This is a genomic window from Escherichia sp. TW09308, assembly GCF_000208565.1.
In the GTDB taxonomy this organism is placed as follows: domain Bacteria; phylum Pseudomonadota; class Gammaproteobacteria; order Enterobacterales; family Enterobacteriaceae; genus Escherichia; species Escherichia marmotae.
In genome coordinates, this window is the sequence record NZ_AEME01000001.1 from 244,403 (window position 1) to 261,091 (window position 16,689).

Here is a 16,689-nt window from a genome sequence, read left to right on the forward strand (position 1 = left end):
GATTATTTCGGAGCGCGAAAATATAGGGAGTATGAGGTGGTTGCTGAAAACCAGCCGGGGCACATTGATCAAATAAAGCAGACCAACGCAGGTGCTGTATATCGCCTGATTGATCAGCTTGGTCCCATTTCGCGTATCGACCTTTCTCGCATGGCGCAGCTCGCGCCAGCCAGTATTACCAAAATTGTCCGCGAAATGCTTGAAGCGCACCTGGTGCAAGAGCTGGAAATTAAAGAGGCTGGAAACCGTGGCCGTCCGGCGGTGGGGTTGGTAGTAGAAACGGAAGCCTGGCACTATCTTTCTTTGCGTATTAGTCGTGGCGAGATTTTTCTTGCACTGCGTGATTTAAGCAGCAAGTTGGTGGTGGAAGACTCGCTGGAGTTGGCGCTGCAGGATGAATTACCGCTGTTGGATCGCATCATTACTCATATTGATCAGTTTTTTATTCGCCATCAGAAAAAACTCGAGCGCCTGACTTCTATTGCCATTACCATGCCGGGAATTATTGATACGGAAAATGGTATTGTACATCGTATGCCGTTCTACGAGGACGTAAAAGAGATGCCGCTCGGTGAAGCGCTTGAGCAGCATACCGGTGTACCGGTTTATATTCAGCATGATATCAGCGCATGGACGATGGCCGAGGCCTTGTTCGGCGCATCCCGCGGAGCGCGCGATGTGATTCAGGTGGTTATCGATCACAATGTGGGAGCGGGTGTGATTACCGATGGTCATCTGTTACACGCAGGAAGCAGTAGCCTTGTGGAGATAGGCCACACTCAGGTCGACCCCTATGGAAAACGCTGTTATTGCGGTAACCACGGCTGCCTGGAAACCATCGCCAGTGTTGACAGCATTCTTGAACTGGCGCAATTACGTTTGAATCAATCCATGAGTTCGATGTTACACGGACAGCCGTTAACCGTGGACTCATTGTGCCAGGCGGCACTGCGGGGCGATCTGCTGGCAAAAGATATTATTACCGGTGTGGGGGCGCATGTTGGGCGCATTCTTGCCATCATGGTGAATTTATTTAACCCACAAAAAATACTGATTGGTTCGCCGTTAAGCAAAGCGGCAGAAATCCTGTTCCCTGTCATTTCTGACAGCATCCGTCAGCAGGCGCTTCCTGCCTACAGCCAGCACATTAGCGTCGAAAGCACTCAGTTTTCTAATCAGGGGACGATGGCGGGAGCCGCATTGGTAAAAGACGCTATGTATAACGGTTCTTTGTTGATTCGTCTGTTGCAGGGTTAACATTTTTTAACTGTTCTACCAAAATTTGCGCTATCTCAAATTGGGGCAGGAAAGCATAACTTAGACTTCCAAAGTTGAATTATTTTCCTGGCTTATATTTGTGAAGCATAACGGTGGAGTTAGTGATGCTGAAGCGTTTCTTTATAACAGGTACAGACACTTCTGTAGGGAAAACGGTGGTTTCCCGCGCATTGCTACAAGCGTTAGCCTCCCAGGGAAAAACGGTTGCGGGGTATAAACCCGTAGCGAAGGGGAGCAAAGAGACACCCGATGGGCTACGTAATAAAGATGCCCTGGTGTTGCAGAGTGTTTCATCTATTGAACTGCCTTATGAAGCAGTCAATCCCATTGCGTTAAGCGAAGAAGAAAGTAGTGTGGCGCACAGTTGCCCGATCAATTACACCCTCATTTCAAATGGTCTGGCTAACCTGACGAATAAAGTCGACCATGTGGTGGTCGAAGGCACTGGCGGCTGGCGTAGTCTGATGAATGACCTGCGTCCGCTCTCTGAATGGGTGGTTCAGGAGCAGCTACCGGTGTTGATGGTGGTGGGCATTCAGGAAGGCTGTATTAACCATGCGCTTCTGACCGCACAGGCGATTGCGAACGATGGTCTTCCGCTCATTGGCTGGGTGGCTAACCGTATCAACCCAGGGTTAGCACATTACGCTGAAATCATAGATGTATTGGGTAAAAAACTCCCGGCACCGCTCATTGGCGAACTGCCTTATTTGCCGCGCGCAGAACAGCGTGAACTGGGGCAATACATCCGCTTACCCATGCTGCGCAGTGTGTTGGCGGTAGATAGAGTCACGGTGTAACGTCCGCGACGTTACTGACGCAATCACACAAGCAATTAATAAACCGGGGAGTAGCTGATACTCCCCGGTCATTTCGCATATCATCAATGTCGACATAATTGGCGCATGCGTGGTTGCAGCCAGTAGTGTTGCCATCCCGGTTAGCCCGAGTAACAGCGTAATTTCTTCTCCGCCAGGAAGCCATAACCCCAGGCTACGACCATACAGCATACCAATAGCCAGTCCGATAAATAGTGTTGGCGTAAACACACCGCCTGGCGCGCCGGAACCACTGCTGGCCAGCACGGCAAAAAGTTTGCAAAGAAAGATCCCTGCAATGACCGTAAGCAGTGGCGGGGCAGTTAAAAAGGATTGTACCGTACTATAGCCGTTGCCCCACACAGCCGGTGTGAGCAGGGAAAGCAGTCCCACGATCAAACCTCCCAATGCCAGTTGCCAGGGGGGCGCAAGTTTGAGATTAACAAAGCCCCGATGACTGGCGTTCATTAGCTTTAAAAACAGTGGACCGCACAGTCCCATCAGTACACCAGTACTAATAATCAGCGCATAGTCACGGGTCTTAACTATTACTGAGAGTTGCACGCTGTAGAGCAAAGCATCGCTATTATTAAGAAGATGGCTGACAAGCAGTGCCACTACGGCGGAAATTACCACCGGACCGAGAGAGGCCAGCATCATGGTGCCAAACAGCACTTCAGCAATAAACAAACTTCCGGCAAGCGGGGCGCGATAGGCCGCAGCCATCCCCGCAGCAGCGCCACAGGCAATCCACAATTTCCACTCTTCACGCGGTGTAAGACGTTGTGCAAACCAGGAGGCGGCAAGCGCTGCCAACAGGATCATCGCACCTTCACGTCCAATGGCACTGCCGCTCGTCACCACCAGCAAAGACGCGAAAGATTTGACCAGACTGGTGGCATAATCAAACTGCCCATCGGTTTGTAATGCCTCCATATAATCGGTAGGCGCGTGAGGGCGTTGTTGCGTGAATTTCTGCCATCCCATCAGCAATAGACCTGCTGCCAGTCCGCCAAGTGCCGGAGTTAGCAGGCGACGCCACGGCGAAAGGTTCATGGCAGCATTAACCAGACTTCCGGAATCATTGTTCAGGAACAACCACTCCAGCAACAGCATCGCATGATGAAACCCTGCGACGGCAAGAGCCGCGAGAATACCGATCACCGTCGCAATAAACAGACGGCGGAACATGGTGCGTAGATCCGGGTAGATGTGTAGATGATGCATGAGCAGAAATGGCAAATTAAACACAGGCATCTATTTTGCGGGAAAAGGGGTCTGGAGCAAAAGCTGTATGTGCTTTATGAGAAATTAATCGTGACGTTGTCACTTATTTTATCCGAAAGGCGTGCAGTTACCGCCTTTCGGTCATACTAACGATTATTCAACGAAACAGAGGCTTAACCGCGACAGGAATTAACAATTGTGACTGCCATTGTGCCAGTGTTAAACGGGCCAGCTCACCGAGTGAGCGATAAAAAGGGTGTTCTGCTTTTTCGATAAACACCTCAAGGAAACGTGTCGACCACGGTAAAAGGTGCCACGCCAGCAATTCTTCGCACTCGGTCTGGCGACCGTTCTCTGCCAGCCATGCTGCCATCAATAGCAGTGAACCAAAATGATCTTCCGGTTCGTTTTGTTTCATTTCAAACTGAATGCCTTTTTCGCGCATCCATTGACGGAGCGCCAATGTAGAATCGCCAAACAGCACCGATTCGCGATCCAGCCAGACAGATCCCCACGGCGGTGACGGTAGCGCATACGGGCCGACAAACAGCCGTTGCCAGGCCTGATTACGCGACTCTTCACACTCTTCCTTAAAAGTCGTTACCAGCGGTGCTAATGACGTTTGTGACAAGGGCCACTGGGTATCCCAGCCGTCGCCGGTTAACGCAGAAACCAGCGGAGAGGCTTCTGCACTCTCTGGAGCGTAATAAAACAGCGCGCCCAGCACGCGCGCCGCGACAGAAAAATTATCTTGTTGTGAAAAATGCGTCATTCTTATCATCCTGAAACGTGCGGGGTAACCCGCACTAATTTGTTAACCTGCGACGGCCATTCCGACGGTCATATGCAGGCCATAAAAGAGCGCACGCCCGATCATCTCGCCATCAGGTATGAGGATTCATTCCCGCACAAACCCGGCAAGGGTTATGGCGTGGATTAGTGAACACAGCCTGCATCTTAGACCAGTGCATAACAATACCACACGCGCCAGACCTGGACGTAGACCTGATAAGACGCGTAAGCGTCGTATCAGGCAGCCACAGGTTTATTGCTGCGGTTCGGCAGGGCCACTATCATGGGTTGGTTGAGAGTGGGCAGAAACATTACCGCTGGTGGTGCGGGTATAGAGAATTTTATGCGTGTCGTTGGCACAATGCCCGACGACCTGTGAATCAGGCTGATCAACCTGATCATTCGGCACAATACTTAAAGTGAAGCTGCTTTCCGGGACGCCGTTATTGATAATGCGCTGTGAAATATCGCTTTTTATACGCTCACAAGAATCCGACGCGGCGAGCACTGTGGATGAGGCCAGGGCGAGCAGAAGTGCGGCACTACAGGCGACGTTTTTCATCATTGGCTCCTTACATGAATATTACTACCTAAGCATAGCATTTCACGTGTAAATTACTGTATTTGCTACTATGATTGAGAATCATCTTTACTGTCAGGTGACTGATGTGAATGCCAAATTACTGCCATGTTTGCTCGCGATAACGCTTACAGGATGTGACCGCACAGAAGTAACGCTCTCTTTTACGCCAGAGATGGCCAGTTTCTCTAATGAATTCGATTTTGATCCGCTGCGTGGTCCGGTTAAGGATTTCACTCAGACATTAATAAATGAGCAAGGGGAAGTAACGAAGCGCGTTTCAGGTACTTTATCGGAAGAAGGCTGTTTTGATTCTCTCGAATTGCTGGATCTGGAGAATAATACTGTAGTTGCCCTGGTGTTAGACGCAAATTATTACCGTGATGCACAGACGCTGGAGAAGCGAGTACGTTTACAGGGGAAATGTCAGTTAGCGGAATTACCTTCCGCAGGGGTGAGTTGGGAAACCGATGATAATGGCTTCGTGGTTAAAGCCAGCAGTAAACAGATGAAGATGGAGTATCGGTATGATGGCCAGGGGTATCCGCTGGGTAAAACGACAATAAGCAACGACAAAACGTTATCTGTCACCGCGACACCGTCAAAGGATCCGATCAAAAAACTCGATTATACGGCCATTACTTTGCTGAATAATCAACAGGTTGGTAATATCAGGCAGACCTGTGAATATGACAGCCACGCCAATCCGGTGGACTGCCAATTAATCATTGTGGATGAGGGGGAAAAACCCGCTGTCGAACGGGTTTACACCATCAAAAATACCATTGATTATTATTAATGCTATTGCGCGGTCGGTTTCAGTAGAGTCTGCCCCTGCGTTTTATGTTCCGCCAGATACTGATGCTGGAATATGCACATGCGAATGGCATTGCGATATTGACCGTTAATAAAGAATTCATGCATCAGTTCACCTTCGACCGTAAAACCGAGCTTACGGTAAATATGAATCGCTTTTTCATTCTCTTTATCGACGATCAGATAAAGTTTATAGAGATTAAGAACAGTGAAGCCATAATCCATCGCTAATGTCGCGGCGCGGGTTGCCAGACCTTTACCCTGGTATTCCGGGGAGATGATTATCTGAAATTCAGCGCGGCGATGGACATGGTTAATTTCCACCAGCTCCACCAGACCGGCTTTTTCGCCATCACATTCCACGACGAAACGGCGTTCACTCTGATCGTGAATATGTTTATCGTACAGATCAGAGAGTTCAACGAAGGCTTCGTAGGGTTCCTCAAACCAGTAACGCATTACGCTGGCGTTATTGTCGAGTTGATGCACATAGCGTAAATCTTCACGCTCCAGCGGACGTAGCTTAACACTGTGGGCGCTTGTCATAACGTGTCCTTACATTCCTTATATCAATAACAGGTTAGGGGATGATTACGCGGCCAGTACGACGGTCCAGACAGCGTAAAGTATTCGGCTCCCAGTAGGCATTAATGTTGGCACTCTGCTCACATTTATCGCGGTTATCGAATGCGGCGTCAGCTTTATCCCATTCTTTCTCGGTGCGTTTGTTGACTTTCTGACGCAGATTACGCGTGTCATTCCATTGCTCTTTTTCCATCGCCGCCTGCTGGCGACTCTGTGCGCTGTCGCCAGATTCAATCACCAGTTTGTTAGTTTCTGCATGAGTAGTTGCGCTAAATGCCAGTGCGCAAGGCAGCAGAAAAGCGAGCAGGCTGAGTTTTTTGCAGAGAGTGATATTCATGATTCATTCCTTGTATGAATGATTAAAGGCGATTTTACACGATCCACTGTGAACACGAAACGTAACAGAAGGATGTATATGTTGATGATATTATGTCGCCCTATAAATATACATGATGTCAATAAGTGACAAAGATGATTAAAACAACGTTACTGTTTTTTGTTACTGCCCTGTGTGAAATCATGGGTTGCTTTTTACCCTGGTTATGGCTGAAACGAAATGCCAGCGTCTGGCTGTTGGTTCCGGCGGGGATTTCCCTGGCGCTGTTTGTCTGGCTGTTAACGTTACATCCCGCAGCAAGTGGGCGAGTTTATGCGGCTTATGGTGGCGTTTATGTCTGTACGGCGTTGATTTGGCTGCGTGTGGTGGATGGGGTGAAGCTCAGTCTCTACGACTGGACAGGCGCGATAATTGCGCTTTGCGGTATGTTGATTATTGTTGCTGGCTGGGGACGTGCCTGATTTTTCTGGTCTATAAGATATTTTATTATCAATGACATACGCGTTTTCAGGGCACTGAAAAACAATAAGCTTTGACTATTTTTAGAACTATTCATGGCGCAAATATGCGCTTTTTTTTGTGATCGTTCTGGCTTTTTTTGATCTTCATACTTGTATGGTAGTAGCTCAGTTGCGTAGATTTCATGCATCACGATAAGCGATGCAAGGAATAGAACATGAAGATTGTAGGGGCTGAAGTTTTTGTTACCTGTCCGGGGCGTAATTTCGTCACCTTAAAAATCACCACCGAGGACGGTATTACCGGTCTTGGTGATGCCACTCTCAACGGACGCGAGCTTTCCGTTGCGTCCTATTTGCAGGATCACCTGTGTCCGCAACTTATAGGCCGCGATGCCCACCGTATCGAAGATATCTGGCAGTTTTTCTATAAAGGCGCTTACTGGCGTCGCGGTCCGGTGACTATGTCGGCCATTTCAGCCGTTGATATGGCGCTATGGGACATTAAAGCCAAAGCTGCCAACATGCCGCTTTACCAGTTACTCGGCGGCGCGTCTCGCGAAGGGGTGATGGTCTATTGCCATACCACCGGTCACAGTATTGATGAGGCACTGGATGATTATGCCCGTCATCAGGAACTGGGATTCAAGGCCATCCGCGTGCAGTGCGGTATTCCTGGCATGAAAACGACTTACGGTATGTCCAAAGGAAAAGGGCAGGCCTATGAACCTGCAACCAAAGGGCAGTGGCCAGAAGAGCAGTTGTGGTCAACGGAAAAATATCTCGACTTCATGCCAAAACTGTTCGACGCGGTACGTAACAAGTTTGGTTTTGATGAACATTTGCTGCATGACATGCATCATCGCTTAACGCCTATTGAAGCGGCGCGCTTTGGTAAAAGCATTGAAGATTTTCGCATGTTCTGGATGGAAGATCCGACCCCCGCAGAAAACCAGGAGTGTTTCCGTCTGATTCGCCAACATACCGTCACGCCAATTGCGGTGGGTGAAGTATTCAATAGCATTTGGGACTGCAAACAGCTCATTGAAGAGCAACTTATCGACTATATCCGTACCACGCTGACCCATGCAGGCGGCATTACCGGTATGCGTCGGATTGCGGATTTTGCTTCGCTTTATCAGGTGCGCACAGGCTCACACGGCCCTTCCGATTTGTCACCAGTCTGCATGGCTGCGGCTTTGCACTTTGACCTGTGGGTGCCGAATTTTGGCGTACAAGAATACATGGGCTACTCAGAACAAATGCTCGAAGTGTTCCCGCACAACTGGAGCTTCGATAACGGCTATATGCATCCGGGTGACAAGCCAGGTATTGGCATTGAGTTCGATGAAAAGCTGGCGGCGAAATATCCCTACGAACCTGCTTATCTGCCAGTCGCACGTCTGGAAGATGGCACGTTATGGAACTGGTAAGGTAAAAAACTTGCGACATGGATGTTGATTATTCCTCAATCCTACAAAGGTATATTTTTATGGTTAGTTCCGTCGATATAAAAAATGAAATCAAAAATACACCTGTCGTTCGACGTGTTGCGTCGGCTTCAGCGATTGGTACTGCTGCTGAATACTACGATTTTTTTGCTTATGGCACAGCGGCAGTATTATTTTTCGGTCATTTATTTTTCCCCAGTGATGATCCTTTAATTAGTACACTGGCCGCGTTTGCCACATATGCTGTTGGCTTTCTTGCTCGACCTCTGGGAGGGATTGTATTTGGGCATATAGGTGATAAAGTCGGAAGAAAAAAAGCATTGGTTATTACGATCTTAATTGTTGGATTGGGCACTTTTTGCATTGGGTTACTACCAACCTATGAAGAGATCGGTATATGGGCTCCGGCATTATTAATATTTATACGAGTCTTACAAGGTTTTGGGGTTGGAGGCGAACAGGCTGGTGCTGTATTGATGACTGCTGAATATGCTGAGCCCAAACGACGTGGTTTTTTTGCCAGTTGGGTTCAGATTGGTGCTCCAGTAGGCTTTTTACTTCCGATGGCATTATTCGCAATACTCAATGCGACGTTAACTCCAGAAGCGATGATGGACTATGGTTGGCGTATTCCATTTTTATTGAGCCTGTTACTTGTAATCGTAGGATTATTTATTCGTTTAAAAATTGATGAGTCTCCTGTATTTGCTCAAATTAGGGAAACAAAAGCAGAGGAGTCTCGCCCTCTAATTGAAGTTATACGTGATTATCCTGGCATTGTAGCAAAAGGCGTTTGCGCAAAACTGATTGAAGCCTGTACATTCGCGATGTTTACTGTAATTGTATTGGCTTACGGGAAAGCTAACAATCTGGATGCTAATATTTTAATGGAGACGATGATTGTCGCCGTCATTATAGAAGTGTTCGCAATTCCTTTAATGGGGGCGCTTTGTGACAAGATTGGTCGTAAACCTGTTTATATTATGGGCGCTTTATTACAAGTTATCATGATTATTCCTTTTTTCCTGGCTATCAATCAAGATAACTTCTGGCTAACACAGTTGGTAATGATAATTGTCATTAGTTTTGGTCATAGCATGTGTTATGCACCGCAGGCATCTTTTTTCCCTGAGTTATTCCCAACCCATATTCGGTGCAGTGGTATTGCTCTAATTTGGCAATTAGGTTCATTAATAGGTAGCGGAGTATTGGGGTTGGTTGCAGTAAAAATCCTTCAGGTTACCGGTGGTCATTATTATGGCATGGCTATTTATGTGATTGTTCTTGGTGTTATTTCTATTGGTGGTTTGATTCTGATGCCAGAAACTGCGCCACGAAAATTAAAATCAGAATATCAGGAGTGGGCAAAGCATTAATATAAATTATTCAAGGTGACAAGTGTCACCTTGATTTTTATGAGGCATGTAAGCGTTTTATTGTTAAATGTGTAAAGCAGAATTACATATAGTCAAGAATATTATTGACAATTAGGATATGGGATCATGGGAAATAATTTGTTATCAGCGAAGGCTACGCTTCCTGTCTATGAGCGTAATAATTTGATACCTCGAATTGTTCATTTAGGTTTTGGCGCATTTCATCGCGCGCATCAAGGCGTGTATGCCGATATTCTTGCCGCTGAACATTTCAGTGACTGGGGATATTATGAGGTCAACTTAATCGGCGGGGAACAGCAAATCGTCGATCTAAAGCAGCAAGATAATCTCTATACCGTTGCGGAGATGTCCGCAGATGCCTGGACTGCTCGTGTCATTGGCGTAGTGAAAAAAGCGCTGCATGTGCAAATCGACGGTTTGGAAGCGGTACTGGCTGCCATGTGTGAACCGCAAATTGCTATTGTCTCCCTGACAATTACGGAGAAAGGTTATTTCCACTCACCGGCGAGCGGCCAGTTAATGTTGGATCACCCAATGATCGTCGCTGATCTGAACAATCCTCACCAGCCCAAAACGGCACCAGGGGTTATCGTCGAGGCGTTGGCACGACGTAAAGCGGCAGGGTTACAGGCATTTACGGTGATGTCGTGCGATAACATGCCTGAGAATGGTCATGTTATGCGTGACGTTGTCACTTCTTATGCGCGTGCTGTCGACGAAAAACTGGCGCAATGGATTGTAGAAAACGTGACTTTCCCATCGACAATGGTGGATCGCATTGTACCCGCGGTCACGGCAGAAACACTGGATAAAATCGAACAACTCGCCGGTGTGCGTGATCCGGCAGGTGTTGCCTGTGAACCTTTCCGCCAGTGGGTGATTGAAGATAACTTTGTTGCCGGACGCCCGGAATGGGAAAAAGCGGGAGCCGAACTGGTTAGTGATGTACTGCCATATGAAGAGATGAAACTGCGTATGCTCAACGGCAGCCATTCCTTCCTGGCTTATCTGGGATATCTGGCGGGTTATCAGCATATTAATGATTGTATGGAAGATGATAATTATCGCCGTGCAGCGCTTACATTAATGTTGCAGGAACAGGCACCGACGCTGAAAGTGCAGGGGGTGGATCTGCAAGATTATGCTAACCGATTGATTGAGCGCTACAGTAACCCTGCTTTACGCCATCGAACCTGGCAGATTGCGATGGATGGTAGTCAGAAACTGCCACAACGTATGCTGGATTCTGTGCGCTGGCATTTGGCGCATGGCAGTTCATTTAATCTCCTGGCGCTTGGTGTCGCGGGTTGGATGCGTTATGTCGGCGGTGTAGATGAGCTGGGTAATCCAATTGAGATCAGCGACCCGTTATTGTCTGTGATCCAGCAGACCGTACAAAATAGTGAGGAAGGGAAAGAACGCGTGCGGGCATTGATAGCGATTGAGGCGATCTTTGGTAACGATTTGCCGAACAATGCTTTATTCACAGATAAAGTAACAGAGGCGTATTTGTCTTTATTGACTGAAGGCGCGAAAGCAACCGTGGCAAAATATACCGTGGCGTAAAAACAGCAATGCCGCCATCGGCGGCATTCACACGCTTAGTTCATGCCGAGACGAATCAGGTCCAGAGGCGCGAGTTTTTCATCACAACCTTCAACAACCACGGTTTTTCCGCGGCGGATTTGCTCTGCGGTCAGACCTTCAGTATCAATCGACAGGATCTTGCCAGTGTGACCGGTGCCGCTAACCATAACACGGCTGCCAGTGGTGATTGCGTTACGGTTACGATCGTAGGTCGTCATAGGTGTTTTCTCCTTTCTGATTTACAGTCGAAGCCCACGTAACGGGCGCAATATAAATACTCCTGTCGAGTGAATATTTTTTTGTTTATGATCAAGTTCACATCTTTTTTGATGCTTGCATGAACCAGAAGAAGGGAATGGAGTCTCATCCCGGGTGGGATGAGAGGACATGAATTACTCTTCGCTAAACCAGTCGCTGTTTTCCTGGCGGATTTGCTGCACGGATTCACTTATTTCCTGCAAATGCAGTGTCATTGCTTTTTCTACCGCAGTGACATCATGCTTTTGTAGCGCAGTAAAAATATCCATGTGTTGGCGCAGCAACATATCTGGTGGCGAGACGTGGTCAAAACTCATATAGCGTACCCGGTCAATGGTCGCTTTCAGGTTTTCAATGGTGTCCCACGCGAGTTGACAGTCGGCAATCTGCGTCAGGATTTGGTGGAAGTTATCATCAAGTTCAAAAAAATCATCCAGTTGTTTGCGTTCAATGGCTATACGTTGCTGGTGGAGATTTTGCTCAAGCAGGTAGCACTGGCTATCGGTAATCATGGTCGCCGCTCTGCGGACTACGGCGCACTCAATGGCCTGGCGGATAAAACTACCGTTGCGTACCTGAGTCATGGAGATTTTATTGACGTAGCTGCCACGTTGCGGGCGAATTTGAATCAGGCCATTTTCCGCCAGCTTAATGAAGGCTTCACGAACTGGCTGGCGCGACACATTGAAACGAACAGAAACTTCTTTTTCCGATAACGGCGTACCCGGTGCAATCAGACAATGCACAATGTCGCGACGGAGAATACGATAAATCTGTTGATTGACTGGTTGCGTGGGATTGAGTTGTGTTTCGACGGTCATTCGTTCTTGCTTTTGAGTGGGTTAACTGAGCAAGTCTACCACTTTTTTGTGACAAACAATAACCCGGCGGTTAGGCCGGGTATAAAAATTAATGGCGATGGATATTCAGTCCGGCATAGCTCTGGGTAACTGGCATCATTTCCAGAGTATTGATGTTAACGTGAGCCGGGAGAGTCGCCACCCACCAGACGGCTTCACAGACATCTTCTGGCGTCAGCGCAACGGTGTTTTGATAGGTTTTTTCCGCTTTACCGTCATCGCCTTTAAAGCGGACATTGGAAAATTCAGTACCGCCGACCAGACCTGGCTCGATGTCAGTGACACGAACCGCAGTGCCATGCAGGTCAGTACGCAGATTCAGGCTGAATTGACGAACGAATGCTTTTGTTGCGCCATAAACGTTGCCACCAGCATATGGCCAGCTACCTGCCGTTGAACCAATGTTAATAATATGACCACGATTACGCTCAACCATGCCAGGCAGCACGGCACGCGTCATATACACCAGGCCTTTATTGTTGGTATCAATCATTGTTTCCCAGTCTTCGACACTGGCTTTATGTGCAGGTTCCATACCCAGCGCCAGCCCGGCGTTATTCACCAGAATATCAATGTCACGCCAATCGGCAGGAAGCGATTCCATCATCTCTTCAATAGCGGCGCGATTACGAACATCGAGCTGGGCGATATAAAGGTTATCGCCCAGCTCGTCTTTTAACTCCTGCAACCGCTCCTGGCGTCGACCCGTAGCGATAACTTTATGGCCTTGTTGAATAAAACGACGAGTAATGCATTCACCAAAACCTGCCGTTGCTCCAGTTACTAAAACGATCATCTCACTGTTCCTCAACGCTTTTGTGTGTCCCTTAACATAGCACGTGATGCTTAAGAGCAGGTAATACTGGTTTGCACTCCGTTACCAGTCAGCCTACGCTATGGGACACCTCGCGTTCAGGAGAAGAAAATGACAACAATGAACCCTTTCCTTGTGCAAAGCACACTGCCGTATCTGGCTCCCCGTTTTGATCAAATTGCAGATCATCACTATCGTCCGGCTTTCGATGAGGGGATGCGGCAAAAGCGGGCTGAGATTACCGCTATCGCGATCAACCCGCAGACACCTGATTTCACTAACACGATTTTGGCGCTGGAACAGAGCGGTGAATTGCTTACCCGCGTCACCAGCGTCTTTTTTGCCATGACAGCGGCGCATACCAACGATGAGTTACAGCGTCTTGATGAACAGTTTTCCGCCGAACTGGCGGAACTGGCTAATGATATCTATCTGAACGGCGAATTATTCGCGCGGGTGGATGCAGTCTGGCAGCGCCGCGGATCCCTGGGGCTTGATAGTGAATCCATTAGACTGGTTGACGTTATTCATCAGCGTTTTGTCCTTGCCGGAGCCCAACTTGAAGATGCGGATAAAGCAAAATTAAAAGTGCTGAACACCGAAGCCGCGACGCTGACCAGTCAGTTTAACCAGCGCTTATTAGCTGCGAACAAATCCGGTGGAGTGGTGGTTGACGATATTCAGCAACTGGCAGGCATGAGTGAGCAAGAGATTGCCCTGGCGGCCGGGGCGGCTCGCGAGAAAGGTCTGGATAACAAATGGCTTATCCCGCTGCTGAACACTACGCAACAACCGGCGCTTGCGGAACTCCGCGATCGTTCCACACGTGAAAAACTGTTCACTGCAGCCTGGACGCGTGCGGAAAAAAACGATGCCAACGATACCCGCGCTATCATTCAACGGCTGGTGGAGATCCGCGCACAACAGGCAACATTACTTGGCTTCCCTCATTATGCCGCATGGAAAATAGCCGACCAGATGGCAAAAACGCCAGAAGCGGCACTCAACTTTATGCGGGAAATTGTTCCGGCGGCGCGTCAGCGTGCGAGCGATGAATTAGCGTCTATTCAGGCGGTTATCGGAAAACAGCAAGACGGTTTTAGCGCACAGCCGTGGGACTGGGCGTTTTACGCCGAACAGGTACGTCGTGAGAAATTCGATCTTGATGAGGCGCAACTCAAACCTTATTTTGAATTAAACACGGTACTGAATGAAGGGGTATTCTGGACCGCCAATCAGCTTTTCGGCATTAAGTTTGTCGAACGGTTTGATATACCGGTATATCACCCGGATGTGCGGGTCTGGGAAATCTTTGATCATAACGGTGTTGGACTGGCGCTATTTTACGGTGACTTCTTCGCCCGTGATTCAAAAAGTGGCGGCGCGTGGATGGGTAATTTTGTCGAGCAATCTACGCTCAATGAAACGCGCCCGGTAATTTATAACGTTTGCAATTATCAAAAACCAGCCGCTGGTGAGCCTGCCTTGTTGCTGTGGGATGACGTTATTACCTTATTCCATGAGTTTGGACATACATTGCATGGTCTGTTTGCCTGCCAGCGTTATGCCACGCTTTCCGGCACCAATACGCCGCGTGATTTTGTTGAATTTCCGTCGCAAATCAACGAACACTGGGCAACGCATCCGCAGGTGTTCGCCCGCTATGCCCGACATTATCAAACCAGAGAAGCCATGCCGGAAACTCTGCAACAGAAAATGCGCAATGCCAGCCTGTTCAATAAAGGCTATGAGATGAGCGAACTGCTTAGTGCTGCGCTTCTCGATATGCGTTGGCACTGTTTGCAAGAGAATGAGGCGATGCAGGATGTGGACGATTTCGAACAGCGGGCGCTGGTGGCGGAAAATATGGATCTTCCTGCTGTACCGCCACGTTATCGCAGCAGTTATTTCGCCCACATTTTTGGCGGCGGATATGCGGCGGGTTACTACGCGTATCTGTGGACGCAAATGCTGGCAGACGATGGTTATCAGTGGTTTGTTGAGCAGGGCGGATTAACGCGTGAAAATGGGCAATATTTTCGCGAGGCAATCCTCTCTAAAGGCAACAGCGAAGATTTAGAACGTCTGTATCGTCAATGGCGCGGTAAGGCACCACAGATTGCACCAATGTTGCAACATCGCGGGCTGGATGTTTAACTCTCCCATATTGCCCCGGACTGATTCCTGCCCGGGGCAATATATACTATGTTATTCATTTCTGTTTTTAGTTTCCCACTGCTATGTCTGGAATTGTTATTCGGTATCTCCGTACATTTGTAGAATTATAATACTGCCAGATGCTCTAATCCATCTGGCCATTGTTTTCCCCCCTTCGGCATAATCAGTATTATATCTTCTGGCTTAAATTGAACCTGTTTTGCCAGATTTAATTATTTTTTTCTGCGTATTTTGTTTTAAATCACGCGGTTATGTTTTTATCCATTAGTAAATATTTTTCTATGGAATTGTTGACATAAGTTTTCTTTTCTCCCGTTACAATAGAACGCACAAGGAACTGTGAAAAAGGAGTGGCAATGATCAAGAAGACAACGGAAATCGATGCCATCTTGTTAGATCTCAATAAGGCTATTGATGCCCATTACCAGTGGCTGGTGAGTATGTTTCACAGCGTGGTAGCGAAAGATGCCAGTAAGCCAGAAATTACAGATAACCATTCTTATGGGCTGTGCCAGTTTGGTCAGTGGATTGATCATCTGGGGCCACTCGATAACGATGAATTACCTTACGTTCGGCTAATGGATTCTGCGCATCAGCATATGCATATCTGCGGACGGGAGTTAATGCTGGCTATTGTTGAAAATCGCTGGCAGGAAGCGCATTTTGACGCATTTCAGGACGGGTTACTTTCTTTTACCGCGGCATTAACCGATTACAAAATTTACCTTTTAACTATTCGTAGCAATATGGATGTTCTGACTGGCTTACCCGGTCGTCGGGTTCTTGATGAGTCCTTTGATCATCAATTACGCAATGCTGAGCCGTTGAATCTCTATTTAATATTGCTGGATATAGACCGATTTAAATTGGTTAATGATACCTACGGGCATTTAATAGGCGATGTGGTATTACGCACGCTGGCAACTTACTTAGCTACCTGGACGCGTGATTACGAAACGGTTTATCGCTATGGCGGCGAAGAATTTATCATCATCGTCAAAGCTGCTAATGATGAAGAGGCATGCCGTGCCGGAGTTCGTATTTGCCAGTTAGTCGATAACCATGCAATTGCACATTCTGACGGGCATATCAACATAACCGTGACCGCTGGAGTCAGCCGGGCATTTCCTGAAGAGTCGCTGGATGCGGTAATCGGAAGAGCAGACAGAGCAATGTATGAAGGTAAGCAGACCGGAAGAAACCGCTGCATGTTTATTGATGAACAGAGCGTGATTACTCGAGTTTAAACATCG

The 16,689-nt window shown here is 48.0% G+C and carries 17 protein-coding genes and 1 pseudogene; 9 read left to right on the forward strand and 9 right to left on the reverse strand.

Features of this window, described 5'->3' with window-relative positions:
- Positions 1-36: 36 nt before the first annotated feature.
- Complete coding sequence (gene mlc / locus ESM_RS0101350) at positions 37-1,257, forward strand: sugar metabolism global transcriptional regulator Mlc (RefSeq protein WP_000225254.1); 1,221 nt, start codon at positions 37-39, stop codon at positions 1,255-1,257.
- Positions 1,258-1,382: 125 nt separating this feature from the next.
- Positions 1,383-2,078 (forward strand): dethiobiotin synthase, encoded by a 696-nt coding sequence (gene bioD / locus ESM_RS0101355; RefSeq protein ID WP_000919218.1) that lies wholly within the window; start codon positions 1,383-1,385, stop codon positions 2,076-2,078.
- Here bioD and clcB read toward each other — a convergent pair.
- The 4 genes and pseudogenes from clcB to ESM_RS0101370 form a co-directional block, all read right to left on the reverse strand.
- Positions 2,031-3,323 carry a voltage-gated ClC-type chloride channel ClcB gene (gene clcB / locus ESM_RS0101360; protein WP_071985624.1) on the reverse strand — a complete coding sequence of 431 codons (1,293 nt, stop codon included), beginning with the start codon at positions 3,321-3,323 and terminating at the stop codon, positions 2,031-2,033. The genes bioD and clcB overlap by 48 nt on opposite strands.
- A 157-nt stretch (positions 3,324-3,480) precedes the next feature.
- On the reverse strand, positions 3,481-4,095 hold the full coding sequence (dmsD, locus tag ESM_RS0101365) for a Tat proofreading chaperone DmsD (protein WP_000148720.1): 615 nt from the start codon (positions 4,093-4,095) through the stop codon (positions 3,481-3,483).
- Between the two features lie 42 nt (positions 4,096-4,137).
- A pseudogene (locus ESM_RS1000000128945) lies at positions 4,138-4,221 on the reverse strand (hypothetical protein); the annotation flags it as partial.
- Positions 4,222-4,368: 147 nt separating this feature from the next.
- Positions 4,369-4,677, reverse strand: coding sequence for a DUF1161 domain-containing protein (locus ESM_RS0101370; RefSeq protein ID WP_000799836.1), 309 nt, complete (start codon positions 4,675-4,677; stop codon positions 4,369-4,371).
- Positions 4,678-4,783: 106 nt separating this feature from the next.
- On the opposite strand from ESM_RS0101370, the gene ESM_RS0101375 reads away from it, so the two are divergent.
- A complete protein-coding gene (locus tag ESM_RS0101375; RefSeq protein WP_085947941.1) occupies positions 4,784-5,494 on the forward strand; it encodes a YnfC family lipoprotein in 711 nt (236 codons plus the stop codon).
- Between the two features lie 2 nt (positions 5,495-5,496).
- Here ESM_RS0101375 and speG read toward each other — a convergent pair whose 3' ends face one another.
- Together speG and ESM_RS0101385 are read right to left on the reverse strand one after the other, a co-directional pair.
- Positions 5,497-6,057, reverse strand: coding sequence for a spermidine N1-acetyltransferase (speG, locus tag ESM_RS0101380; protein WP_000199502.1), 561 nt, complete (start codon positions 6,055-6,057; stop codon positions 5,497-5,499).
- Positions 6,058-6,091: 34 nt separating this feature from the next.
- A complete protein-coding gene (locus ESM_RS0101385) occupies positions 6,092-6,433 on the reverse strand; it encodes a DUF1283 family protein (protein WP_001027860.1) in 342 nt (113 codons plus the stop codon).
- Between the two features lie 134 nt (positions 6,434-6,567).
- Here ESM_RS0101385 and ESM_RS0101390 point away from each other — a divergent pair, with 134 nt between their 5' ends.
- The 4 genes from ESM_RS0101390 (at position 6,568) to ESM_RS0101405 (ending at position 11,305) form a co-directional block, all read left to right on the forward strand.
- Complete coding sequence (locus ESM_RS0101390; protein ID WP_001516354.1) at positions 6,568-6,894, forward strand: YnfA family protein; 327 nt, start codon at positions 6,568-6,570, stop codon at positions 6,892-6,894.
- Between the two features lie 215 nt (positions 6,895-7,109).
- Entirely contained in the window at positions 7,110-8,324 is a 1,215-nt protein-coding gene (gene rspA / locus ESM_RS0101395) for a starvation-sensing protein RspA (RefSeq protein ID WP_000706280.1), read from the forward strand.
- Between the two features lie 59 nt (positions 8,325-8,383).
- Positions 8,384-9,718, forward strand: a complete 1,335-nt coding sequence (locus ESM_RS0101400) for an MFS transporter (protein WP_000255059.1) — start codon at positions 8,384-8,386, stop codon at positions 9,716-9,718.
- 126 nt (positions 9,719-9,844) lie between these two features.
- Positions 9,845-11,305, forward strand: a complete 1,461-nt coding sequence (locus ESM_RS0101405; RefSeq protein ID WP_000527834.1) for a mannitol dehydrogenase family protein — start codon at positions 9,845-9,847, stop codon at positions 11,303-11,305.
- A 35-nt stretch (positions 11,306-11,340) separates the two neighbouring features.
- Here the strand turns inward: ESM_RS0101405 and ydfZ are convergent, their stop codons facing one another.
- The 3 genes from ydfZ to ydfG all read right to left on the reverse strand — a co-directional run bounded on the left by ydfZ (position 11,341) and on the right by ydfG (position 13,240).
- A complete protein-coding gene (gene ydfZ, locus ESM_RS0101410) occupies positions 11,341-11,544 on the reverse strand; it encodes a putative selenium delivery protein YdfZ (RefSeq protein ID WP_000214710.1) in 204 nt (67 codons plus the stop codon).
- Positions 11,545-11,718: 174 nt separating this feature from the next.
- On the reverse strand, positions 11,719-12,405 hold the full coding sequence (locus ESM_RS0101415; RefSeq protein ID WP_000215557.1) for a GntR family transcriptional regulator: 687 nt from the start codon (positions 12,403-12,405) through the stop codon (positions 11,719-11,721).
- An 88-nt stretch (positions 12,406-12,493) separates the two neighbouring features.
- Positions 12,494-13,240 (reverse strand): bifunctional NADP-dependent 3-hydroxy acid dehydrogenase/3-hydroxypropionate dehydrogenase YdfG, encoded by a 747-nt coding sequence (ydfG, locus tag ESM_RS0101420; RefSeq protein WP_000636576.1) that lies wholly within the window; start codon positions 13,238-13,240, stop codon positions 12,494-12,496.
- A 129-nt stretch (positions 13,241-13,369) separates the two neighbouring features.
- Here ydfG and dcp point away from each other — a divergent pair, with 129 nt between their 5' ends.
- Positions 13,370-15,415, forward strand: coding sequence for a peptidyl-dipeptidase Dcp (gene dcp, locus ESM_RS0101425; RefSeq protein ID WP_000210381.1), 2,046 nt, complete (start codon positions 13,370-13,372; stop codon positions 15,413-15,415).
- A gap of 377 nt (positions 15,416-15,792) precedes the next feature.
- A complete protein-coding gene (dgcZ, locus tag ESM_RS0101430; protein ID WP_000592792.1) occupies positions 15,793-16,683 on the forward strand; it encodes a diguanylate cyclase DgcZ in 891 nt (296 codons plus the stop codon).
- The last annotated feature ends 6 nt before the right edge of the window (positions 16,684-16,689 follow it).